This is a genomic window from Streptosporangium sp. G12, from assembly GCF_052983175.1.
In genome coordinates this window covers 17,256-41,318 of sequence record NZ_JBRIQO010000009.1, presented here as the reverse complement: position 1 = coordinate 41,318, position 24,063 = coordinate 17,256, and the positions used below count along the sequence as shown (strand labels likewise).

At 73.0% G+C, this 24,063-nt stretch carries 16 protein-coding genes; 8 read left to right on the top strand and 8 right to left on the bottom strand.

The window, feature by feature from the left end; genetic code table 11:
- The first annotated feature begins 234 nt into the window (after positions 1-234).
- Entirely contained in the window at positions 235-1,152 is a 918-nt protein-coding gene (locus ACVCAG_RS15365) for a winged helix-turn-helix transcriptional regulator (protein ID WP_440084020.1), read from the top strand.
- A 30-nt stretch (positions 1,153-1,182) separates the two neighbouring features.
- Here the strand turns inward: ACVCAG_RS15365 and ACVCAG_RS15360 are convergent, their stop codons facing one another.
- The 4 genes from ACVCAG_RS15360 to ACVCAG_RS15345 all read right to left on the bottom strand — a co-directional run bounded on the left by ACVCAG_RS15360 (position 1,183) and on the right by ACVCAG_RS15345 (position 7,689).
- On the bottom strand, positions 1,183-2,508 hold the full coding sequence (locus tag ACVCAG_RS15360) for a protein kinase domain-containing protein (RefSeq protein ID WP_440084019.1): 1,326 nt from the start codon (positions 2,506-2,508) through the stop codon (positions 1,183-1,185).
- Positions 2,509-2,616: 108 nt separating this feature from the next.
- Positions 2,617-4,173, bottom strand: coding sequence for a serine/threonine-protein kinase (locus tag ACVCAG_RS15355; RefSeq protein ID WP_447189957.1), 1,557 nt, complete (start codon positions 4,171-4,173; stop codon positions 2,617-2,619).
- Entirely contained in the window at positions 4,166-6,124 is a 1,959-nt protein-coding gene (locus ACVCAG_RS15350) for a hypothetical protein (RefSeq protein ID WP_447189956.1), read from the bottom strand. Before ACVCAG_RS15350 ends, ACVCAG_RS15355 begins: the two co-directional genes overlap by 8 nt.
- Positions 6,121-7,689 carry a protein kinase domain-containing protein gene (locus ACVCAG_RS15345; protein WP_440084016.1) on the bottom strand — a complete coding sequence of 523 codons (1,569 nt, stop codon included), beginning with the start codon at positions 7,687-7,689 and terminating at the stop codon, positions 6,121-6,123. Before ACVCAG_RS15345 ends, ACVCAG_RS15350 begins: the two co-directional genes overlap by 4 nt.
- Before the next feature lie 144 nt (positions 7,690-7,833).
- Between ACVCAG_RS15345 and ACVCAG_RS15340 the strand changes: the two genes are divergently transcribed.
- Complete coding sequence (locus tag ACVCAG_RS15340) at positions 7,834-9,510, top strand: AMP-binding protein (protein ID WP_440084015.1); 1,677 nt, start codon at positions 7,834-7,836, stop codon at positions 9,508-9,510.
- A gap of 130 nt (positions 9,511-9,640) precedes the next feature.
- On the opposite strand, the gene ACVCAG_RS15335 is transcribed toward ACVCAG_RS15340, so the two are convergent.
- The 3 genes from ACVCAG_RS15335 to ACVCAG_RS15325 form a co-directional block, all read right to left on the bottom strand.
- Positions 9,641-10,489, bottom strand: a complete 849-nt coding sequence (locus ACVCAG_RS15335; protein ID WP_447189955.1) for an arylamine N-acetyltransferase family protein — start codon at positions 10,487-10,489, stop codon at positions 9,641-9,643.
- Positions 10,490-10,757: 268 nt separating this feature from the next.
- A complete protein-coding gene (locus ACVCAG_RS15330; protein WP_440084013.1) occupies positions 10,758-11,507 on the bottom strand; it encodes an ABC transporter permease in 750 nt (249 codons plus the stop codon).
- Positions 11,504-12,571, bottom strand: coding sequence for an ATP-binding cassette domain-containing protein (locus tag ACVCAG_RS15325; protein ID WP_440084206.1), 1,068 nt, complete (start codon positions 12,569-12,571; stop codon positions 11,504-11,506). The genes ACVCAG_RS15330 and ACVCAG_RS15325 overlap by 4 nt, the downstream gene beginning before the upstream one ends.
- A gap of 74 nt (positions 12,572-12,645) precedes the next feature.
- Between ACVCAG_RS15325 and ACVCAG_RS15320 the strand changes: the two genes are divergently transcribed.
- The 5 genes from ACVCAG_RS15320 (at position 12,646) to ACVCAG_RS15300 (ending at position 20,267) form a co-directional block, all read left to right on the top strand.
- Complete coding sequence (locus ACVCAG_RS15320; RefSeq protein ID WP_440084012.1) at positions 12,646-13,650, top strand: WYL domain-containing protein; 1,005 nt, start codon at positions 12,646-12,648, stop codon at positions 13,648-13,650.
- A gap of 118 nt (positions 13,651-13,768) precedes the next feature.
- The gene (locus ACVCAG_RS15315) at positions 13,769-14,740 is read left to right on the top strand and encodes a GNAT family N-acetyltransferase (RefSeq protein WP_440084011.1); all 972 of its coding nucleotides are present in this window, start codon (positions 13,769-13,771) and stop codon (positions 14,738-14,740) included.
- A 152-nt stretch (positions 14,741-14,892) separates the two neighbouring features.
- Positions 14,893-15,582, top strand: a complete 690-nt coding sequence (locus ACVCAG_RS15310) for a response regulator transcription factor (RefSeq protein WP_362679567.1) — start codon at positions 14,893-14,895, stop codon at positions 15,580-15,582.
- A gap of 166 nt (positions 15,583-15,748) precedes the next feature.
- On the top strand, positions 15,749-19,393 hold the full coding sequence (locus ACVCAG_RS15305) for a DUF4153 domain-containing protein (RefSeq protein WP_440084010.1): 3,645 nt from the start codon (positions 15,749-15,751) through the stop codon (positions 19,391-19,393).
- Positions 19,394-19,742: 349 nt separating this feature from the next.
- Positions 19,743-20,267, top strand: a complete 525-nt coding sequence (locus tag ACVCAG_RS15300) for a hypothetical protein (protein ID WP_440084009.1) — start codon at positions 19,743-19,745, stop codon at positions 20,265-20,267.
- 200 nt (positions 20,268-20,467) lie between these two features.
- On the opposite strand, the gene ACVCAG_RS15295 is transcribed toward ACVCAG_RS15300, so the two are convergent.
- Positions 20,468-22,093, bottom strand: coding sequence for a glycosyl hydrolase family 8 (locus tag ACVCAG_RS15295; RefSeq protein WP_447189954.1), 1,626 nt, complete (start codon positions 22,091-22,093; stop codon positions 20,468-20,470).
- Positions 22,094-22,390: 297 nt separating this feature from the next.
- Between ACVCAG_RS15295 and ACVCAG_RS15290 the strand changes: the two genes are divergently transcribed.
- Positions 22,391-23,914, top strand: coding sequence for an amidohydrolase family protein (locus ACVCAG_RS15290; protein WP_440084007.1), 1,524 nt, complete (start codon positions 22,391-22,393; stop codon positions 23,912-23,914).
- The last annotated feature ends 149 nt before the right edge of the window (positions 23,915-24,063 follow it).

Sequence of the window (24,063 nt, the reverse complement as noted above, 5' to 3'; positions counted from 1 at the left end):
CTCGTCAATGACCGTTCTCCGCCGACGCGTGGCCAGGAGGGGCACCGAGCCGTCCGGGCGGCGCCGGGTTGGTAGTTTGGCGGTTTCGCCGGAAGCGGGAACGACCGTGCTCGCCGGAAACGGGCACGATCATGCTTGATGACGACGAGCATCACCGTGTTCGTCGAAAACGGGTGGCCCCGTCCCCCGGCGACGGGCACGACCACGACCACGCGACCATCGGGAGGACAGGCTGTGAACGGCACTGAGCGGGAGCCGCGAGCCGAGCTCAGTGCGATCGGGCAGGCGCTGGTGATCCTGGGAGACCGGTGGGTGCTGCTGATCCTGCAACGGGCGTTCCTGCTGCGGATCAGGACCTTCGCCGGCTGGCGCGACGCGCTGGGCATCTCCGAGTCGGTTCTCGCCACCAGGCTCAGGGAGCTGGTCGACCACGGCATCTTCGAGCTGTCGGCGTACCGCGACGGACGCACCCGCTACGAGTACCGGCTGACGGAGCGCGGGCTCCAGCTGTGGGCCCTGCTGGTGGCCATCCAGGCGTGGGAGCGCGACTGGGTCGATCCGGGGCGGCTCCCGCCGCTGCTGCACGAGCAGTGCGGCCAGGACGCCAAACCGTACCTCGGGTGCGGTTCCTGCCTGGAGCCGATGAGCGCGCGCGACACCCGGACCGAGCCCGGCCCGCTGGCCACGTTCTCCAGGATCGGCCCGCCGCGGCGGCACCGCCGCACGGTCCGCTCCGACGCCCCGGCCGACCTGATCGGCTACTGCCCGGCGTCGATGGAGATCCTCGGCGACCGGTGGAGCACCAGCGTGCTGGCCGGGGCGTTCCTGGGCATCCGCCGTTTCGTCGACTTCCAGTCCGGTCTCGGCATCGCGCCCTCGGTGCTCACCGACCGGCTGCGCCGCTTCGTCGAGCTGCGCGTCTTCGACGCCCGGCCCGACGGCTCGTACCGGCTCACCGACAAGGGGCTGGCCTTCTTCGAGGTCTTCGCCTTCCTGGTCGACTGGGCCCAGCGCGAGTTCCCCGCCCCCGAGGGCTCGGCCCTGTCGATCACCCACGCGCTCTGCGGCGCCACCTTCCAGCCGGTCCTGCTGTGCCGGGCGTGCGGCCGGCCGCTCCAGCGGCGCGAGGTCCGTTTCGTCCTACCGGGGTGACGGTGGTCCGGGGCGCGTCCCCGATCGCGCTCATCTTCGGCCGCGCAGCGACTCGACCGCCCAGCGGGCCGCCCGGAGCGCTCCGGCGTATCCCCTGCCGCCGGCGTCCGGAACGGTGAACCGGTGGTACTGCAGGGCCGTCACGACGTTTCCCGCCCGCAGGACGACCACCGAGTTGACGCTCGAATGGCCGTTGCTGAGCTGGTAGACGTAGGCCTCGTCACCGAGACCGGGCACGTCGGCCGGAGCGCTCACGATCCGCGTGTCCTTCACGTCCCTTGAGCGGAGGCGAAGGTAGGTGGCGTGCGCGAGCGCCGCTTTCGGTTCGCGGACGACGGTGATCTCCAGTGTGTTCCGGAGGCTGTCGGGCGCGGTCGGGTCCGCCGCCGTCCAGTGGCACGCCGCGTCCTTTCTCGAGGGGGAGGGCGCGAGGTAGAGACGTCCGGCGTGTTCCCCCGAGATCAGGGAGCACGGGTCCGGAGCCTTCGCGAAGAAGGTGGGCAGCGGCGCCGGAGCCGCGATCCGCGGCTGGGCCGCGGGGCGGGGCCAGAGCCAGAACGCCGTACCGCCGACGGCCAGGAGGGCGAGCGCGGCGGCCACGAGAAGCAGGCGGTCGGGGCGGGACCTCGCGGGGCGGGAGGTGAGTCCCAGCAGGACCGTGCGGGTCGTGGTGGCGTCCGGGCGGTGGGCGGGGTCGGCCGCCAGCAGGCCCTCCAGCAGCGGAGCCAGCGGGCCGGAGTCCGCCGCGCCGGTGTCCCCCGCCGCGGGGCCGGGTCCGCCCCCGAAGGCGGGGGCGGTGCCGTCCGCCGGACGCGGGCCGGTGTGCGGCCCGGTGTGCGGGGCCTGTCCCTCGACCGCGGTGAACAGGACGGCGCCCAGGTCACGCAGCTCGTCGGTGGCATTGAAGATGGCGAAATCGGTGACCACGACCCTGTCGTCCGGGGTGAGAAGCACGTTCTCCGGGCCGGCCAGGAGATGAACGCCTCGCCCGTGAGCGGCGGTCTGCGCGTCCAGTACGCGCAGCCCGACCTCGGCCGCCCGCTCGGAGGTGAGCGGTCCTTCGGCCCGGACGGTCCGCAGCACCGAGCGGCCTTCGACCGACTCCAGGATCAACCACACCTGATCGGGGAAGGAGACGACGTCGTGCAGGGTGATGACGTTCGGATGCCTGAAGTCGGCCGCGGCGCGGATGCGGCCGAGAAGCCGGTCGCGGTGCGGGCCGGGTGGCGGGAGCGATATCCCGGTGATCGTGACGTCGCGCTGGAGCAGTTCGTCGCGGGAGCGCCAGCTGGTCCCGGTCCGGTCGCGGCGCTCCAGCAGCCGGTAGCGACCGGCCAGCAGGTTCGGATCGGTCATGTCGGTCGTCCCGGGGAGGTGGGGGCGAGCGGTGCCTGTCGTTCGGGCGCGGCGCCGAGCCGTGTGGGTCGTTCGGGTGTGGCGGCGCCGAGCGCGGGCCGGGGGTGCTCAGTCACGGCTGTTCAGCCTCTCGGCGACCTGGCGGGCGACGCGGAGGGCCTGCCCGCGCAGCTTGGCGTCCGAACGCTCGCCCTTCCGCGACACGTCGACCTCGACCAGCAGGTTGCTGATCCGGAAACGAACCGTGGAATGGATCCGGTCCAGCGCGATCACGTCGTAGGTGAAGGCTTCCGCGCCGAGCCGGGTGACGTTCCGGAGGGCGCCGGTCGCGCCTAGGAGGCCTTCCCCCCGATCGGCGACGACCCTGGTGCGTTCGGAGGCGAAGAACTCGCGGGCCACCTCCGGGGCGGTCTTCGCCCTCACGGGCGCCTTGTAGGCCAGCGAGAGCTGTAACCAGCGCGCCTCCGACGGATCACCCCAGTCACAGTAGGACTCCCCTTCTTCCAGTTTCATCGAGCTCGGCGCGGGTTCCGGGGTCGAGCCGGGCGCCACGGCCCGGCTCTGGGCGGTGGACAGCAGCGAGCAGGCGTCGGGCACGGTGGCGAACCGCCCGGCAGCGGTCGCGGACGGCGAGGGCCGGGACGACGCCTCGGGGTCGTCCGCGGTCGTCGTCAGCAGTACCGTCCCGGTCGCCAGCACCGCCACCGTGGCCAGTGCGGCCCCGGCGATCAGGCCGGTACGACGGCGCGAGGCCACCCGCCTCCCGGGCACGGTCTCCTGCGTGGAGAGGGGCGGGACGGGCGGGGCGGGCGCGAGCTGGAAGAGCGGCTCCGCGGGCAGTCCCTGGGAGATCTGCCGCAGGGCGGCGCGCAGCCCTGCCTCTCCCGGGCGCTGCCGAGGATCCTTGGCCAGCGCCGCGACGAGCACCGGAGCCAGGTCCCCCGCCCGGCGGGGCGGGGGCGCCTCCTGGGTGAGGATCGCGCCGATGGTCGCGGCCGAGGTGTCGCGACGGAAGGGGCTGCGGCCCTCGACGGCCGTGTACAGGGTCGCTCCCAGGGACCACAGGTCGGTGGCCGGGCCGTCGCCGCCGCGCAGCCGTTCGGGGGCCATGTACGCGGGGGAGCCGACCAGGGCGTCCGGGGAGGTGAGCTGGACGTCCCCCTCCACGGTGGCGATGCCGAAGTCGGTCAGCAGCACCCCGCCGTTCCTGGCGAGCATGATGTTGGCCGGCTTCACGTCGCGGTGCACGATGCCCCGGCTGTGCGCGAGGGCCAGCGCGTCCAGCACGGCCAGGCCGATCATGGCCACCCGCCGGGGCGGTAGCGGTCCCTCGGCCTGGACCGCCTGTTCCAGCGAACGGCCGTCGACCAGGTCCATCACGATCCACGGGCGGCCGTCCTGCGCCACGACGTCGTGTACGGCCACGATGGACGGGTGCCCCAGCCTGGCCGCGGCGCGCGCCTCGCGCAGGGTGCGCTCCCGCGCCTCGGCGCGCTGCGCCTCGGGCAGGTTCGGGTCGAGCTTGACCTCCTTGATCGCCACTTCGCGGTGGAGCAGCTCGTCGCGAGCCCGCCACACCACGCCCATCCCTCCCGCGCCGAGCCTCGCGATCGCCCGGTAGCGGCCCGCCAGCACGGGCAGCGGGCCCGCCATCCGATCAGTCATCGGTCTTCAGGGACTCGGTGAGCCAGCGGGCCACCTTCACCGCGCCTTCGGAGATCTTGCCGTCGGGGTCCTCCTTGACGCCGCCCCGCTCGTACTCGACCTCGGCGATCAGGTTGCTGATCCGGAAGACCACGGTCGTCTTGTAGGAGCCGCCGTACAGGTTGATGGAGTTGGACGTCCCATGGCTGAACGCCTCCTCGCCGATGCCCCGCAGGTCCTTGGGCGGCAGGGGCTTGGGAGTGGTGAACTGGCCCTTGTCGACGAGATCCTTCTTCTTGCCCGCCAGATACTCCCTGGCCCTCGCGACCTCCGACCCGTCCTGCTTCTGGGCGATCAGCCGGACCCGCAGGTCGTACTTCTCCACGTTGGGCTTGCGCCAGTCGTGCTGGTTGAGCCAGTTGCAGACGGAGCGCTCGACCTCGGAGCTCTTGAAGCCCGGCACGACCTCGTTCGCCTGCTTGTCGTCGAGCAGGCTGCAGGCCCGGGGAGCCGTGGCGAAGCGGCCCTTGGCGCCGGAGGGTTCGGCGGCGAAGCTGTCGCCGGGATTCGTGACCACCGAGGTGAGAAGGACGCCGATGGTGACCGCCATGCCGAAGAGCAGCACACCGGTCAGCGCCACGACGGGCCGGGGTACGAGCACCCCCGTCGTCCGCGTCGGAGGTCCGGCGGGCGCGTCCTCCGGTGCCGGGAAGGGGAGGGGGGCCAGTTCGTGTGAGGTGGGGGCGTCCTGCGGGTTCGGGCGAGGCGGCGTGGGGCCGGGAGGGAAGGGCGTGCCGGGGTGGGGCTGTCCTTGCTGGGGCGGTTCCTGCCGGGGAGCGCCGGGGTGGGGCGGGCCCTGGTGGGGGGCGTCCTGCCGTGGCGGGGCCGGGGGCGGGGCCTGCCAGACGATCGACATGCCCGGAGAGGAGGAGAGCGTGGCCTGCAGGGGTACGGGGATGTCCTGCTGGGGGAGTCTCGCCGTGATGTCGGACATGTGGTCGGCCAGGGTCTTCCTGAAGGGCGCGGTCACGTCCCCCTCGGAGGCCGGGGCGACCCCGCCGTCCTCCTGTCCTCCGGAGGTCCCGGCGGCTCCGAGAGCTCCGGCGGTGCCGGGAGCTCCGAGCGGCGGGATCGTGTCGCGACCCTGAGGTCCGGCGGCCGTTCCCGGCCCTGCCGCCCCCGGTCCTGTCGCGGTGGGGCCGGTCGTTCCCGGTCCGGTCGAGGTATGCGGTCCCGGCGTTCCAGGCGCGTCGGCTCCCTGGCCGGCCCCCGGGAAGGGGACCTGCCCGAAGGCCGCCGGGTTCCCGGGCGCGAAGGGAGGAAAGGGAACGGAGGGGGCGGACGCTCCCGGATCGGGGACTCCCGGAACCTGGGGAAGCGAGCCCCCCGGGGGTGGCGGGAACGCACCCGAGAGGGGTGGCGCGGCCGGAGGTTCGGGACGGTACTGGGAGACGTCGATCAGGGCGCCGCGCAGGACGCCCGGGTCGGGCCGCTGGGCGGGGTCGCCCGCGAGCAGGTGGAACAGGACGGGCGCGATCGGGCCCGCGTTGTCCAGGGAGCCGCCGGGCGACGGCGGACGGCCCTCGACGGCGGTGTAGAGGGTCGCGCCGAGCGACCACAGGTCGGCGGCCGGGCTGGTCACCCCCTCGGGAGAGGTGAAGAGCGAGGAGGGCAGGGACGGCGCGGCGAGGACGATCTGCTCGTACGGGCCGAGCAGCACCGAACTCGGCCGCACGTCGCCGTGCAGCATGCCCTGCCTGTGCATCGCCACGAGCTGGTCCAGCACGGCCACCCCGACCACCGCGGCCTGCTGCGGGGACATCGGCCCGAACCGGGCGATCACCTGTTCCAGGGAGCTCTGCTCAAGCATCGGCGGGCCCTCGGCTCCGGCGATCCCGGGCCCCGGCGCGGGGGGAGCGGTGTGCCCGCCCGCGTGCCTGCCCTGCGATCGAGGGACGTCTGGATGGTTCATCCGCTCGCTTTCTGCTTGTTCAACGCGTTCGCGATCCACGTCGCGGTGGTGTGGGCGCCCGCCTGGATCGCCGGGCCGTCCTTGCTGCCGTCCACCACGGTGTAACCGACGTCGAGGACGAGGTTGTCCACGCGTACGACCACGTAGCTCTGCTCCAGCCTGCCGGTCTTGCGGTTCTCGTAGACGTCGTAGCCGAACGCCTCGTCCCCGACGGGTTTCACCGTCGTCGGCGCCGTGGAGCGGGAGGAGCGGATACCGGCCTGGATCTCCGGCCAGCTCCAGGCGTTCTCCCCGCTCGGTATGACGCTCTGGCGCCGATTCACGAACAGCTCGTGGGCCTGCTGGGGGCTCTTGCCCCACTGGTCGGGGCCGGAGAGACGCACCTCCAGCCCCATGCCCGGTGCCGGCCACTGGCAGCCGCCGTCGTTGGTCGGCTTGCCCTCGCCCGCCAGCGCGGGCAGCAGCTGCCTGGCCATGGCGCCGGGAACGAGCTTGCACACGTCCACCGGCGTGGCGAAGGCGCCGGGACTCTCGCTGAGCCTGACCCGCTTCTCGGCGGCCGTGGGGTTCGAGGTCAGCAGGAACGTCACCCCGAAGGTGACCCCGATGACCACCGCGATCCCGGCCGTCTCGGCGGCGGCCCACAGCGCCGTGCGGCTCCGGCGCGGCTCGGGGGGCCGGGCGGAGACGGGGGCCGGGGACGGCGAGGGGACGGAAGGCGCGGCCGGGATCCCGGTGACCGTACGACCGGCGGCCAGCTCTCCCAGCGAGCGGGCGACGGCCTCGAAGGACGGCCGGGCCTCGGGGACCGGGTCGAGCATGCGCGTCAGCAGCGGGCCCAGCTCGCCGGCGCGCTCCGGCGGCCTCGGCGGCTCGGTGAGCACCCGGCTGATCGCCGCGATGGGGGTCTCCGCCGGGTGCGGGGGCACCCCCTCGACGGCGAAGTAGAGCGTGGCGCCGAGGGACCACAGGTCGGAGGCGGGGCCGCCGCGCTCGCCGCGCAGCCGTTCGGGCGCGATGTAGTTGGGCGAGCCGACCAGGTGACCGGTCCGGTCGGAGGTGGCCTCGCCGTCGGCGACCGCGAAGCCGAAGTCGGTGAGGACGGCCTTGCCGGTCCTGGTGAGGAAGACGTTGCCCGGCTTGACGTCGCGGTGGACCACCCCGGCGGCGTGGGCGGCGCCGAGCGCGCTGAGGATGCCCACGCCGATCCTGGCCGCCTGGTGCGCGGGAAGCGGACTCCGGTCGCGGACGGTCTGCTCCAGGGACGAGCCCGACAGCAGCTCCATGACGAGCCAGGGCCGTTCCTGGTCGATGACCACGTCGTGGACGGTCACGATCGAGGGGTGTTTGAGCCGGGCGGCGAGGTTGGCCTCGCGGATCGCCGAGGCGAAGACCTCCTGCCGTCTGACGGGGTCGAGGTCAGGCGGGAGCCGTACCTCTTTCACCGCCACGTCGCGGCCGAGCGTCTCGTCGGTGGCGAGCCAGACCGTGCCCGCCCCGCCCTCGGCGAGAGGGTTGAGCAGCCGGTAACGGCCTGCCAGCACTCGAGTGTCGATCCCGCTCACCCCGTTCGCTTATCCCATCGCGGACAGCAACATAGTCACTTACCGCCACATGGACCAATGAACGATGATTCCGCCTCATCCATTGACCCCTGGCTTCTGTTTTCGTAGTGTCACGAGCACCCCCACGACGCCCCTGGAGCCGCGATGAAGCGCCTGCACACGCAAGAGCGGATCGACCTCTACACCGCCGGCGGCTGGTGGACCGGAGACACGATCGACCAGCTGCTCCGTGCCCAGGTGAGCGCCCGCCCCGGCGCTCTCGCGATTGCCGACCCGCCCGACAAGGCCGGCCTGCTGCCCGGCGGGGTCAAGAGGCTCACCTGGTCCGAGCTGGACGCCGAGGTCGACCGGGTGGCGGGGGTGCTGCGCGGCCGGGGCGCCGGACCCGGGGACGTGGTCGCCGTCCAGCTGCCCAACAGCGTGGAGCTCGCGGTCACCTTCCTGGCCGTGATCAGGGTGGGCGCGGTGGTCACCCCGTTCCCCGTGCAGTACCGCGAGTACGAGCTGAACCAGCTCTGCGCCCTCGCCGGGGCCATGGTCTTCGTCACCTCGACGACCGCCGCCGCCCGCGTGCCTACGATCATCCCGGCCCTCACCTGGGGCGCCGACCTCGACGCGGCCTCCCCTCCGGGCGCCCCCTCCGGCGGGCCCGATCCCTCCTCGCACGAGCCGCGGTCGCAGTCGCACGAGGGGCCGGGCATCCCGTACGAGGCCCACCCCGCCGACCCCGTCACGATCTGCTGGACCTCCGGTACCGAGGCCACTCCCAAAGGTGTGCCGAGGTGCCACTACGACTGGCTCGCGGTCGCGTCCATCTGCGCCGCGGCTCCCGGGCTCACCGAGGACGACGTCATCCTCAACCCCTTCCCCATGGTCAACATGGCGGGGATCGGCGGGGTCCTCCTGCCCTGGCTGAAGACCGGTGCCGTGCTCGTCCAGCACCACCCGTTCGACCTGCCGACCTACCTCGGGCAGATCGCGGCCGAGGGCGTCACCTACACCCTGGCCCCGCCCGCGCTGCTGACGATGCTGCTCCAGCAGGAGGCGATCCTCGCCAGGACCGACCTCACCACGCTGACCCGGATCGGGTCGGGCTCGGCGCCGCTGCCACCGCCGATGGTGAAGGGCTGGCAGGACAGGTACGGCATCGCGATCATCAATTTCTTCGGTTCCAACGAGGGCGTCGCGCTCCTCTCGGACCCGGTGCACATGCCCGATCCCGAGGACAGGGCCCGCTTCTTCCCCCGGCCCGACGCCCCGGGTACCAGCCGGCCCGGCACCCTCGGCGCGACCAGGACCAGGCTGGTCGACCCCCTCGGCGAGGAGATCGTCGAGGCCGGGATCCCCGGTGAGCTCCGTCTGTCGGGACCGACCGTCTTCTCCGGCTACCTGCCGGGGACGGCCGCCGCCGACCCGTTCGACGGGGACGGCTACCTGATGACCGGAGACGTGTTCGAGATCGCCGGGGACCGGGGGCAGTACCTGCGCTACGTCGACCGGGCCAAGGACCTGGTCATCCGGGGCGGCATGAACATCGCCCCGGCCGAGCTGGAGGCGCTGGTCTCCGGGCACCCGGCGGTGGCCGAGGTGGCGGTGGTCGGCTACGCCGACGAGGTCCTCGGGGAGCGGGTCTGCGTCGTGCTCGTCCCCAAGCCCGATCAGACCGTGGACCTCGCCTCGGTCGTGGAACACCTGCGGGGCAAGGGCATCGCCTCGTACAAGCTCCCCGAACGCCTGGAGATCGTCGAGGCGCTGCCCCGCAACCCGCTGGGCAAGATCCTCAAGCGGGAGCTGAAGGAGTCGCTGGCGGCGGACGGCTGAGCCCCGCGACCCCCACCCCGGCGGCCGTGGCCCTCCGCGACCGGGCCGCCGGGAGGACCGGCTCGCGCGGGCCGTGCGGAGGTGGGCTCCCACGACCAGGAAGGGCGGGGACCGTGCCGTGTCCGATGAGTCAGTACGAGTCGGACCACTCCTCGTGGGCGGTCCACAGGCGCTGCCACAGTTTGGCGCGTTCTACGGGGGTGACGTCGGGCAGGGACAGGCCGAAGACGTCGGCCAGGATCTCGAAGTACTCGCGTTCGGTCCGCGCGGTCAGGGTGTGCTCGCGGTCGCCGAGACGGGTCAGGACCAGACCCCGCATGATGTCGACACCGTTCGCGTCGCGCCGCTGGACCGTGGCCACGCGGACGAAGCCCGACTCGGGCGAGGTGGAGAGGAACCGGTGCATCGCGGCGAACTCCGGCATCCCGGCGGGTCCGGCGCGGAAGTCCATGCCGAGGAAGTCGCCGCGCGGGTCGTGGTCGAACCGCCACCCGCCGGGCGCCACCTCGGAGGGACGCAGGCCGTAGGTGAAGGGCCCCTGCCGGTACGTGCCCTCGACGAGCGGGAGCGGGTCGTGGATCGCGTCGCCCAGACCCTGGTCGACCAGCCACTCCCCGCCGGGGTTGCCCGGACAGGGAAGTCCCGAGACCGTGAGCACGAGGTGGCCGCCGTCCACGTTCGCCGGACCCCCGGCGCGGCACTGGACCCCGCCGAGGTGCCGGGTCACCCGGTAGCCGAGCGCCTTCAGCAGCAGGGAGAAGGCCCCGTTCAGGTGGTAGCAGTAGCCGCCCCGGCCCCGCACGATCCGCGCGGCCGACTCCACCGGGTCGACGGTCGTCGGGCGGCCCAGCCAGATCTCCAGGCATTCGTAGGGCACACGCTCCACGTGTGCCCGGTGCAGCACATGCAGCGACTCCGCGCTCGGAGGTCCGTCGACCTTCACACCGATCCTGCGCAGGTACGCGGTGACATCGATCACTCCGTCACGGTAACGCCGAGGTGGGCGCGGCCCGGTGTGGGACATGCGCTTTCCCGGGAACGGTCGCGAACCTCCGCCGCGCCTCACTCGCGACGCCGAGGTGTCGCCCCGCCCGCCGCGTCCGGGCGTCACCCGTCGGCGACGCCCGGCCGGGACCACCCTCCGCGACGCCCCGGCGGTACACCGGGACGCGGCGCGTCGGGTGAGGTCAGGCCCGCTCAGGCATGGTCAGGCGCGGCCGGGCACGGCCGGGCACGGTCAGGCGCGGTCAGGCGCGGCGCATGGCCCGGGTGCCGACGAGCAGGCCCAGCGCCGCCACGACCACGGCCGCGACCACGCCGCCGCCGGCGGCCGCCGAGACGATCTCGCCGTTGAACAGGGCGCGCTCGGCCTCCACGACGTACGTCAGCGGGTTGAGCCGTGAGAGCACGAGCAGCCAGTCCGGGCCGCCGCTGACGGGCAGCAGCATCCCGGCGAGCAGCATCAGCGGGAAGAGCAGGGTCTGCTGGACTCCCCAGAACATCCACTCGCTGTCCTTGGACGCCAGCGCCAGCGTGTAGGACAGCGCGCCGAGGCCCACGCAGAAGACGGCGAGGATCAGCAGGCCGAGGAGGGCTCCCGCGAGGTGCGGGCGGAACCCGAACGGGACGGTGACGGCGACGACGAGCACCGTCTGGGCGAGCATCGGCACGATCTCCTTCAGGGACCGCCCGACGATCAGGGCGGGCCTGCGCAGCGGGGAGACGAGCATCCGCTCGTGCGATCCGGTCTGGATCTCGAACAGCAGGTTCGCCCCGGTCGAGGAGGCGCCGAACAGGCAGGACATCACCACGATGCCGGGGACGAACCACTGCAGCGCGGACCCGCCCTCCACGGCCGGGAGCAGGGGCGCGAACAGCGCCAGGAAGAACAGCGGCTGCACCATCGTGAAGATCACGGAGAACGGGTTGCGCAGCACGGGCCGCAGCTCGCGGTCGAAGACGGTGACGGTGTCGGTGATCATGGTGGTGCCGCTCATGCCGCGCTCTCCTCGATGGTGGTGACGCCGGACCCGGCGGTGTGCTTCGTGGTCGCGGATCTCGCGGTCCCGGTCTCCGTGGTGCCGGGTTCCGCGGTCCCGGGTCCGGCGGTGCCGTCCTCGCGGAGGCTGCGGCCGGTGAGGTTGAGGAAGACGTCGTCGAGGGTGGGACGGGTGACCTCGACGCCGGTCACCTCGACACCCGCGTCGTCCAGGCCGCGCAGCAGCTTCGGCGCGAGCCGGACGCCGCCGGCCACCTCGATCACGACCCGCGCGCCGGTGCGCTCGACCCGCGCGCCCGCCACGACGCCCAGCGACTCGGTGACGGCCCGCAGGGCGCCCCGCTCGTCGCCGAACGTCAGGGTGACGCGGTCGCCCGCGTGGTCGGCCTTGAGCCGCGCCGGGGTGTCGTCGGCGATGACCCGCCCGTGGTCGATCACGATGACCCGTTCGGCCAGCTGGTCGGCCTCGTCGAGGTAGTGGGTGGTCAGGACGATCGTGGTGCCGTGCTCGGCGCGCAGCGCGCGGATGTGCTCCTGGAGGTTGGCCCGGTTCTGCGGGTCCAGCCCGGTGGAGGGCTCGTCCAGGAACAGCAGGTCGGGGGCGTGGATCAGGCCCATCGCGATGTCCAGCCGCCGTCGCTGGCCGCCGGACAGCGACGACACGATCCGGTCGGCGACGCCCTCCAGGTCCAGGGAGGCGATCAGCTCGGCCGCCCGGTCGCGTGACGCGCGGGCGCCGAGCCCGTACGCGCGGCCCTGGCTGATCAGCTCGTCACGGCCCCGCTGGCTGTGCGCGGCCCCGTTGCCCTGGCCGATGTAGCCGATCCGGCCGCGCACGCCGCGCTGCCCGGTCGTCACGTCGTGTCCGGCGACCTCCGCGTTGCCCGAGGTCGGGGGGAGCAGCGTGGTGAGCATCCGCAGGGTGGTCGACTTTCCCGCCCCGTTCGGTCCCAGCAGTGCCACCATCTCGCCGGAGGCGACGTGCAGGTCGAGGCCGCGTACCGCCTCGACCGTCTCTCTCCTGACGGTGAAGTGCCTGGTCAGCCCGCTCGTGCGGATCATCGTGCTGTTCATGGGGACAACGCTAAAATTCATTCAGGTCACTTTCTGACCGGAATCAAAGGGAAGCTGGACTCATGGCGAACACGAGTGCGCGGATGCTGAGGTTGCTGTCCCTGCTGCAGACCCATCGGTACTGGCCGGGCGGAGAGCTCGCCGACCGGCTGAACGTGAGCGAGCGGACGCTGCGGCGCGACGTCGACAGGTTGCGCGAGCTGGGTTACCCGGTCGACGCCAACCGGGGTGTCGCGGGCGGCTACCAGCTCCAGACCGGCGCGACCATGCCGCCCCTGCTGCTCGACGACGAGGAGGCGGTGGCCATCGCCGTCGGGTTGCGGACGGCGGCCGGCGGCGCCGTGGCCGGTATCGAGGAGACGTCGGTACGGGCGCTGACCAAGGTCATCCAGGTGATGCCGCCCCGGTTGCGGCGGAGGGTCGACGCGCTGCGGGCCTACACCGTGCCCGCCGTCGTCGGCGGGGGGCCGACGGTCGACTCTCTCGCCCTGACGGTGATCGCCCAGGCGTGCCGGGACGACGAGCGGCTGCGGTTCGAGTACACGGTGCGCGACGGCGACCGGACGACCCGGCTGGTCGAGCCGCACCGGCTCGTGTCGCTGGGACGCCGCTGGTATCTCGTCGCCTGGGACGTCGAGCGCCACGGCTGGCGCACCTTCCGCGTCGACCGGCTGGCCGCCGCGGAGTCGACCGGTGCCCGGTTCCGCCCGCGCGAGCTGCCCGGCGGCGACGCCGGGGCGTTCGTCCGCGACAGCATCACGTCGATGCCGGCGCAGTACCAGATCGTGGTCGTCGTACAGGCGGCGGCCGCCGACGTCGAGCGGGTCGCGTCACCCCTGGGCGGGGTGGTCGAGGCCGTCGACGACCGGTCGTGCCGGCTGCTGATGAACGCCGACGGGATGGAGTGGCCGGTCCTGGTCCTCGCCGCGCTGGGCGCCGACGTCGAGGTGGTCCGGCCGGCGGAGTTCCGGGACTACCTGCGCGCGACCGGCGAACGGTTCACCCGCGCGGCGAGCGGAAGTCCGGTTTATTCGGTTGAGCCCGAGCCGGACACGCCGGTAGCCTGACCGCCCCTTCGAGTGTGAGGAGGTGAGGAGCAGATGTTCGCCAACCTGGTCACGCGCTCCCGCCTCGGGCGACAGGCCGCCTGAGCCCGGGAAGCGCACCCGCTTTCTGGAGTTTCGCTTGTCTGAGCTGTCCCTGTCCGACCGGTCCATGTCCGATCTGCGGTTCCGTCCGCTCGAAGCGGGCGAGTTCGACCTGTTCCACCGCTACGGCCCGCTCCCCGCCTCCGGCGTCGGCGCCCGCCACCTGCCCTTCGACGAACTCGGCTACCGGCCGGAATGGGTCTGGGTCGCGCTGCGCGGCGACGAGGTCGTCGCCAGGGCCGCCTTCTGGGGTCCGCCGGGCTCCGAGCACCCCTTCAGCCTCGACTGGTTCGACCCCGGGTCCGGCCCCGACCGGATCGAGGTGGGGGCCGCCCTGCTGCGAGCCGCGTACGCCACCCTGGTCACGCCCGGGTACGCCACGCCGTCCGGGGCGCGGCCCGACTACCACCTGTTCCTGCCCGCCGACTGGCGAGAGCGCCCCGACGCGTTCGCGGACGCCTCCGACCGGATCGCCGCCGCCGAGAAGGCCGGGCTGCGGCGGTCCGTCGAACGGCTCAACCTGCACTGGCTTCCCGAGTACGGCCTGCCGCCCAGGTCGGCCCGGCTCACCTTCGCCCCGGCCGACGACGACGAGGTGGTGGTGAACCTGCTGGCCCGCGTCGCCGAGGGCAGCCTCGACGACTGGGACCGGCGCAACCTCGCGGACAGCGGCGCGAGGGCGACGGCCGAGAAGACCGTGGCCGAGGTCGCGGACATGCCCGGCGGGCGCCGGCGGTGGCGGCTCGCCCGCGACGCGTCGGGGGAGCTCGTCGGCATCGTGATGGCGACGCGCAACTCCAGGAACGCCACGATCGGCTACCTCGGGGTCGACCCGGCCCACCGGGGCCACGGTTACGCCGACGACCTGGTCACCGAGGCGCTGCACATCTTCGTCGCCGAGGGCGAGCCCGAGGTGAAGGACAACACCGACGTGGGCAACGCGCCCATGGCGGCCTCGTTCGCCAGGATCGGCTACCGGATCACCGGCCGCCGCCTGATCCTCACCTGATTCCCGTCCGATCCCGGCCCTCCGGCCCGGCCGGGCAGGGCCCTCGCCCGCGCGAGGGACCTGCCCGGTGGGCCCGCCTCCGCCACCGAGTGCGCAGAACCTTCACAATTCACCACAGGTCTTCTGCACGGCTCCGGTCTACGCTGCCGGACATGGCAACCCCTCAACAACGACGTGTCCTCGTGGTCGAGGACGACGAGACGATCGCGCGGGCCGTACGCCACAGGCTGGCCGCCGAGGGTTTCGACGTGCAGGTCGTCGGGGACGGGCAGGCGGCGCTGGCCGCCTACGCGAGGACGGGGCCCGACGTGGTGGTGCTCGACCGGCTGCTGCCCGGCCTCGACGGGCTGGAGGTGTGCCGGCGCATGCAGGCGGCCAGGCCGGTGCCGGTCCTCATGCTCACCGCGCTGGGCGAGGAGACCGACCTGCTCGTGGGACTCGGGGTCGGGGCCGACGACTACATGGCCAAACCGTTCAGCATGCGCGAGCTGGTCGCCCGGGTGCACGCCCTGCTGCGCAGGGTCGAGCGGGCCTCCCAGCTGGCCGTGGCCGACACGGTCATCCGCCTCGCCGACGTCGAGATCGACACCGCGGAGCGCCGCGTCTACGTGCGGGGCACCGAGGCCCAGCTCACCAGGACCGAGTTCGACCTGCTCTGCCGCCTCGCCGAGCGCCCCGGCCAGGTCTTCGAGCGCGAGCGGCTGCTCGCCGACATCTGGGGCTTCTCCGAGGCCGCGGCCACCCGCACGGTCGACAGCCACGTGCGGGCCCTGCGCCGCAAGCTCGGCCCCGGCGTCGTCCGTACCGTCCACGGCGTCGGTTACGCCCTCGTCAAACCGTGAGCGGGCATTCCGGCGCGGCCGGTGGACGCGCGCCCGGGTACGGCCGCGAGGAGGCGTGCCGGCACGCCCCGGAAACGGCGCTCGCGTCCGGACGAGAACCGATCGCCCTCTCCGTCACTCAGACACTCATGTGCCCTTCAACTCCGACACCGGGACGCGCCGACCATTGAGACCTCTCGACTTCCTGGGCCGGATCAAGATAAAGCTCGGCATGGTGATCCTGCTGGCCGTGGTGGCGGCGTTCGTCGTCAACGAGGTCGGCATCAACGCCGGATACTCGCGCAACGTGCGCGTCGCGGTGGCCGCGGTGTTCGCACTGATCATGGTGCAGCTGCTCGCGCGGGGGATGACCAAACCGCTGCGCGAGATGGCCGCCGCCGCGCAGACCATCGCCAAGGGCCGGTACGGCCTGCGGGTCACCGCGTCCTCCCGTGACGAGGTCGGCGAGCTCGCCCGCGCCTTCAACGCGATGGCCGCCGACCTGGGCGAGGTGGACCGGCAGCGCCGGGAGCTGGTGGCCAACGTCAGCCACGAGCTCCGTACGCCGATCACCGCGCTCCGGGCGGTGCTGGAAAACGTGGTCGACGGGGTCTCCGACCCCGATCCCGTCACCCTCGGCACCGCGCTCGCCCAGACCGAGCGGCTGGGCCGGCTGGTCGCGCAGCTGCTCGACCTGTCCCGCCTGGAGTCCGGGGCCCGGCTGATCGAGCGTGAGGACGTCGAGCTGCGCCAGCTGTGCGAGCAGGCCCTGCGGGAGGCCGTCATGGCCAGGGAGGGGGTGGTGGCGCGCTGCGAGGTCCCGGAGGGGCTGAGCGTGCGCGCCGATCCCGACCTGCTCGCGCAGGTCCTCGCCAACCTGCTGGACAACGCGGTGCGGCACAGCCCCGCCGGAGGGCTGGTGGTGCTGACGGCCACGGCCAGGGGAGAGGGCGTCCGGCTGCGGGTGAGCGACCAGGGGCCGGGGATCGCGGCCGAGGACCGGGCGCGGGCGTTCGAGCGCTTCTCGCGCCTGGACGCGGGCCGGGCCGCCGACGACGGCGGCGCCGGGCTGGGCCTGGCCATCACCAAGGAGATCGTCGAGCTCCACGGCGGCTCCATTCACGTCGACGACGGTGTCGGCTGCCACGTCGTGGCCGACCTTCCGGAAAGGATCGAGATGAACCCCCCGTCTCTCCCCGCCAAGGGCTCCCTCCCCGCGGAGGCGGACGCCGTCGCCCCGGGCGAGGCCCCTCCCGGCGAAGCCCCCACGGGGCCGGCGGCTCCCGCGCCCTTCGTCCCGCCCGCGGCCGGTACGCCGTCCGGACGTCGCGAGGCCACCGGGGTCTCCGGGGGTTCCGGATCCGGCGAACCGGTGGAAGCCGGTCGGGTGTCCGGATCCGTTCAGGGCTCCGGATCCGTTCAGGGCTCCGGATCCGTCGAATCGGATGAACCGCTGGAAACCGGCCGGGAGTACGGGGTCCGCGAGACGGCCGGAGCCGGGCAGGCGTCCCGGTCGCGAGAGGTCGCGGCGACCGCTTCCGCGTCCGGATCGGTGACCGGTCCGGTGACCGCTTCCGTGACCGCTTCCGTGGCCGACACGGCGGCCGGTCCGGTGACCGGTCCGGTGGCCGACTCGGTGACCGGTTCGGGGTCCGGCCCCGGCGAACCGGCCGGAGCCGTTCAGGCCGCCGGACCCGTTCGGGTGCCCGAGCCTCGGGAGACCGGCGAGGCGCCCGGTGTCTCCGGCCCGGTCACGGCCACGGGCGAATCCGGGCACGGCGTGACGTCCGGGCCGGTGCCCGCCGCTCCGGACCCCGGAGCGACCCCTGGAACGGCCCCCGGAGCCGCCGTCCCCGACATCGCCGCCACCCCCTCTCCTTCCGTACGGCCTTCCCCGCAGCCGTACCCCCCGCGGCCCGTTCTCGCCCAGCGGGGGAGCGCGCGTCAGAAGCCGGTCGTGATGCGGAACTGGGCGGGAGCGTTCATCGGGGTGTTCGTCGGCGGCGTCGGCGGGCTGGTGTGCGCCGTGATCGTGGGCATCGGCCTCGCGAACATCGACCCCCTGCTGGCCGCGTTCGCCGGGGCCGCCATCTTCACCATCGGTGCTTTCATCGGTACGGTCATCGGCGCCACCACGCCCACCGACGACATCCTGGCCCCCGCCGAGCAGCCCCCGCCCCGGCCTCCGGCGCGGGGACCCGTCGCGCAGCGCGTCACCGTGGCGGGTCCGGAAGCTCCGCGGCGGGAAGGCGGGGCACCGCCGGTAGGCGTCCGGGAAGGGGCGACGGGCTCATCGGCGGTCTCCCGGCCGGGCGGGGGGCGGGGCCCGGGGGATCCCGGCGGATACGAGGCACCGCCGATCTTCCCCCGGCCCGAGCTGCCGGACACGCCCCGCTGGGTGCTGCCGGTCTCGGCCGCCGTCGGGGCGCTCGCCGCGGTCGCGGTGCCGTACAGCAGGGCGGGACTGGGGCTCGTGCTGGTGGCCGCGGCGATGGGGGTGGCGGCGATCCCCGCGGCGCGCAGGAGGATCAACCCCTGGTCGGCCGGGATGGGGGCGATCGCCTACGGGCTGGTCGCGACGGTGATGTTCAGGGACGCGGACTGGCTGGTCGGGATCCTTCTGCTGGCCGGGTTCCTGACGGCCGCGCTCGCTCTGTCGGGGGCCGGGCGCGGCTGGCTCGGGGTGATCAGGGGCGCCGCGTCGGTGGTCCTGGGCCTGCTGCCGGTGCCGTGGTTCCTCGGCGCGAGGTTGAAGGGCCTCGCGTCCCGCCGCCGCGTGATGCCGCTGCTGCTGGGGGGCGGGCTCACCGTCGTGCTGCTGGTGGTGTTCGGGGCGCTGTTCGCCTCGGCGGACGCGGTCTTCGCCGAGGCCGTCGAGCGGGTGTTCAGCGCGCAGGAGTGGGCGGAGTCGATGCCGCTGCGGATCCTCCTCTTCGTCGTCTTCGCGGTCGTGGTCGCCTCCGCCGTACTGGTGGGGCTGCGGCCCGTGGCCGAGCCGAAGGCCCCCGACCTGAAGGTCACGGTCGGGCGCGGCCTCTGGGTGACCCCGCTGACGGCGCTCAACCTGCTGTTCGCCACGTTCGTGGGGATGCAGCTGACCGTGCTGTTCGGCGGTACCCGGTGGGTGCTGTCCGCGACCGGGCTGACCTACGCCGAGTACGCGCGCTCCGGGTTCTTCCAGCTCGTCGTCGTCAGCGTGTTCGTGCTGGCCATCGTGGCGGTCGCCTCGGGGACGCTGGAGCTCAGGGGGGCCGACCGCTGGCTGATGGCCGGGCTGCTCGGCGTGCTCTGCGTGCTGACCCTGGTGATCCTGTTCTCCGCGCTGCACCGCCTGGACCTGTACGCCGACGCCTACGGCCTGTCCCGGCTGCGGGCCTCGGTGTCGGCGACGGTGCTGTGGCTGGGCGGGATCTTCGCGCTGGTCCTCGTCGCGGGCGCGGCCCGGCTCACCGGACGCGGGCACGCGCGCTGGCTGCCCAGGACCGTCGTCATCATGACGAGCGCCTCCCTGCTGGCGTTCGCGGTCTGGAACCCCGACCTGCGGGTCGCGGAGACCCAGATCGCCGTACGGGGTGTGGATCGGGTCGACCTCGAATACCTCGGCGACCTCGGCGCGGAGGCCGTGCCCGCCCTGGACAGGCTGCCGGAGCCGGCCCGCAGCTGCGTCCTGCGAGACGTGATCGCGGCCAACGAGCTCGCCGGGCCCGACCCGTGGAACGGCTGGAACCTGGCCCGTCGTGAGGCGAGGGAACTGCTGGAACGGCGTCCGGTCGACAGGGGCGCCTCATGCCCGCGGACGCTCTCCCGCCTGGAGATCCCCGACCAGGACTGAGCGGTCTGCGAGGACCGATCTGACGGTGCTTCCTCGCCCGGCCACGCGACGCGGCGTCTGACCAGGTGTCCAGCCCTGGTGAGGCGCCGTGGGGCGTCACCGGGACGGGGGGCTGAGCGTCACCCTGAGCCGGTGTCCGCGGTTCGGCTCGGTGAACCGCTCTCCGGCCTCGGCCTTCTCCTTTCGCGGAGGAATCCCCCGCCACCAGCGGGCTCCAAGCCGTCGACAAGACGCCCCCGGGAGGCTGGGCGGCGAACGTCGTCCCATTCACGGGGGCGACGTGAACGGCCGCCACCACGGGCCCGGTCTCCGCCTGGATCCCGGCCTGTCACCGGGAAACGAGGAACACATGAACAACATCCTGTCCAGGGCCGGCACTCTGGCCGCCGGGCTGGCGCTCGTCGCCGCCCTCGCGTCTCCGGCCCGGGCCGCCGAGCCCTCCGTTCCCGGCGCCGGCACGGCCGCCGCCGGACCCCTCCTCGAGATCGTGTTCGGCTCGCTTCAGGCCTTCGACTTGGAGGAGAGCGGCGAGGACGAGATCCGGGTGCGGATCATAGGTCAGAACGGCACCCAGTACATCGGCTGGCCCACCGACGGCGACGAGGCCGACACCAAGGCCGGAACCTGCTGGGTATGGGAGTACTCGGTATGCACCGCCGGCTCCACGGAGCGCGCCGCCGGATCGTACAAGACCCAGACCACCGTCGCCGGAGGCTCGTTCACGATCGAGGTGTGGGAGGACGACCTCATCGGTGACGACCTGCTGCTGCGCATCCCGATGACCGCCACGGGCGGCTACCAGGAGATCGACGCGTACTCCCCCGCCGGCAAGGGATTCTCCTACCGGTTCATGGGACACCTGCGGTCCACGTGACGTCGCCGAGGCTTTCGGTCCGGCCCCGCGCGACCACGTGCTCGGTTTCGTGTCCGCCGGCCTCGTCCGGCAGGCCGAGGCCGTCCAGGAGGTGACCCCTTCCGGCCGGGGACGGCCGCGCGCGACGCCGGGCCTTCGTCCTCGGTGAGGAGAGCGCGGCCCCCGCGCGAGGGCGGGGGCCACGCCGGTCCGGGTGAGGGTCAGGGCACCCAGTGGTTGCCGGTCACGGTGATCATGACCTGGAGCTGGATGCTGGTGGAGTAGTAGTCGCTCGCCGTGAACGGGGTGTTGAGCATCTTGTTCCACAGGGCGTCCAGCCAGGCCTGGCTGCCGGAGTCGGTCATCGCCGCCACCGCGAACGGGGCGAAGTAGGCCGGTTCGCTGCCGCTGGAGATCTGGGTGCCGTTGAGGGAGTAGCCGACCGCGATGTTGTTCGGGTTGCCGCCGGCCTTGCCCTTGATCCAGGTGTTGAGCTTGCGCGCGGCGGCGAGCGACCTGGCGTCGCCGCTGGTCACCGCGTCGTTGCCGATCCGCCACGGGTCGCGGCAGGCGTTCCACCAGAATTTGCCGTCGTTGGCGTCCTCCAGCACCTGGTTCGGTGCGGGCTTCGGGGTGGTGTTGGTGTCGACGACGAAGTCGGCGAGCAGGCCCGTGTTCGGGGCGTAGGCGGACTGCTGGGAGGCGATCAGGTTCTGGTGGTTGGTGCGGACGGTGTCCCAGGTCGTGTCGCCGGTGGCCTTACGGAACGCCCTGAAGTGGTCGATCATCCAGTCGGAGGAGCGGCTGATCCAGTAGTACTGGTCGCCCGCGCTGCTCCAGTCGCCGAGCTTCATGAGTTTGGTGGTCGCGTTGACCTCACCGGCCTTGATGGCGTTGATGTGGTTGATCGCGAGCTGCCGGTAGTTGTAGGTGCCCGAGCTGCCCCACTGCCGGTCGGCGAGCAGCAGCCCGTAGGCCACGTCCAGGTCGCCGTCGGTGGCGGAGTCGCCGCCGTTGACGCTCTGGCAGGAGGTGTTCTGCTCGGCGGCGAGCAGGCCGGGGGTGATCGACGACGGGTGGGCCAGGACGTACTTCACCAGGCCGTCGAAGATCTTCTTCGCGTCGGGGTCGGCCCCGGCCATCGTGGCGGTGATGACCATGCCGTAGCCCTGCGCCTCGGCCACGTACGGGTGGTCGGCGTCGGGGGAGATGATCTGGTACCAGCCGTTGCCGCAGTTCTGCTTGACGAACGCGGCCTTCCAGCGCTGGTAGTAGTCGACCACCTTCTGGTCGAGCGTGGCCTGGGCGCCGGTCGGGCGCAGCATCCCGGCCGCGTAGGGGATCTTGTGGGAGCCGAACGGCACGCCGGGGCCGCCGGGGGGCGGGGTGATCGTCGGAGTGGGCGTCGGGGTCGTGCCCCCCGTGCTGCCGTAGACCTCCATCTCGTACAGCGAGTAGCCGTAGGAGGTGCCCCGCGCGGTCCCGTACATCCGCACGTAGCGGCCGGTGCCCGACAGGGCCAGGTCGTCGACGCCGCCGTCGCCGGTGGTGGTCGAGTAGGCGGGGGTCCAGGTGGAGCCGTCGGGCGAGACCTCGACGCGGTACGACTTCCCGTACGCCGCCTCCCAGGTCAGCTTGACCCGGGAGATCGTGGCGGAGGCGCCGAGGTCGACGCGGATCCACTCGGGGTCGTGGCCCTCGGCGGAGGCCCAGCGGGTGGCGGTGTCGCCGTCGAAGGCGGCGGCGGGGAGCAGCGTGGCGTCCTCGTCGGAGGACGAGGTGGCCGGGCGGCCCTGGGAGAGCAGGGAGTCCGCTGCGAAGCCGGGCGGCGCCGCCAGCACGAACACCGATGCGATCAGTGCCGACGCCAGTGTCAGGACGAGGGCGGTCGAGGGGCGTGGGGGGCGCTGGAGGCGTTGGAGGCGCGGTCTCGCATGCACAGGGGGTGCCCTCTCTGCGATCATCTAGTTAGGAAAGGTTCCTAACTAGGGAAAGATGGCACCATCCCTGACACGTTACGGTCAAGGGGGTGGGGGGCCCAAATTCCCCCACTCCGTGATCGAGGGGAAATCCAGGACATGGGCAGGGAGAACGAAGGCGAGCGCTGGAGGTGGCGAACACCTTCCGGGTGATTGAATCCCGGCATGTCGTTCGATGTATTGATCAGGGATGGCTGGGTGCTCGACGGCACCGGAGCCCCCGCCTGCCGCGCCGACATCGGTGTCGACGGTGACCGGATCACCGCCGTGGGCCGGCTCGACGGCGCGGACGCCACGACCGTCGTCGAGGCCGCCGGGCGCCACGTCATGCCCGGCCTCGTCGACTGCCACGCCCACGGCGACGCCCTCGTCCTCGACAAGGAGGTGCAGCTCGCCGCGCTCCGGCAGGGCGTGACCACGTTCGTCCTCGGCCAGGACGGGCTCTCCTTCGCCCCCTCCACCACCCCGGAGACCTTCGCCTACGCCACCCGCTACTTCGCGGCCGTCAACGGTGTCCATCCCTCGGCCGACGGGCCGATCGGCGTCGGGGAACTGCTCGCGGGCTACGACCGGGCGACCGCCCTGAACACCGCGTACCTGCTGCCGCACGGCACGATCCGCCACGACGTGATGGGCGCCGCCGAGCGGGCCGCCACCGCCGGCGAGCTGGCCGCGATGCTGGCCCGCGTCGAGCGCGGCCTGTCGGAGGGGGCCTGCGGTCTCTCCACCGGCCTCGAGTACGCCCCGGGCCGCTACGCCGACGCCGCCGAGATCGCCGCGCTCTGCGCGCCGCTGGACCACCTGCCCTACGTGACGCACATGCGCGGGTACGGCGCCGCGGCCCCCGCGGGGATGGCCGAGGTGACGGACATCGCCCGGCGCTCGGGCGCCGCCGTGCACGTCTCGCACTACCACGGCCCGGCCGCCACGCTCCTGCCGCTGGTCGACGAGGCCCGGCTCATGGGGATCGACATCACCTTCGACACCTACCCCTACCTGCGGGGCAGCACGATCCTCGCGATGGTCGCGCTGCCTTCCTGGGTCCCGGCCGCCGACACCGACCGCGCGCTGGAGGTCCTGGAGTCCGAGCCGATCGAGTGGGACGAGACGCTCTGGCCGAGGATCACCTTCTCCCACGTGCCCGGCGCCGAGTGGGCCGAGGGGATGACGCTGCCCGACGCCGCCGCCGAGGCGGGGCTGGAGCCGGGAGAGTTCTGCCGCAGGATCCTGATCGACACCCGGCTGGAGGCCGGATGCGTGTCGGCCCGCCCCGACGAGGGCCCCGAGGGCGAGGCGTCGGTCCGCGCGATCCTGCGCCACCCGGCCCACACCGGCGGCTCCGACGGCATCTACGTGGGCGGCCACCCCCACCCCCGGGGCTACGGGGCGTTCGCCAGGATGCTCGGCCACCACGTCCGCGAGACCGGCGACTGGACCCTGGAGCAGGCCGTCGTCCACCTCGCCTCGCACCCGGCCCGCCGCTTCGGCCTCGAAGGGCGGGGCCTCGTCCGCTCCGGGCAGGTCGCCGACCTCGTCGTCCTCGACGCCACCGCGGTCGCCGACCTGGCCACGTACGCCGTCCCGCGCACCCCGGCCACCGGGATCGGCGACGTCCTGGTCTCCGGGGTCCCGGTCCTCGCCGGAGGAGAGCTCACCGGCGCCACCCCCGGCAGGGCGCTGCGCCCCTGAGCCCTCAGGAAGCCACGAGGGCACGGCCCTGGAGAGGGCGCCGTGAGGATCGTGAGGATAGGGTCCTCAGGGCGGCCGGCGGGGACGCGATCTCCCACGCCCGGATCCGGCGGCCGGCGAGCCGGCGGACCCGCCGAGGCGACCAGAGG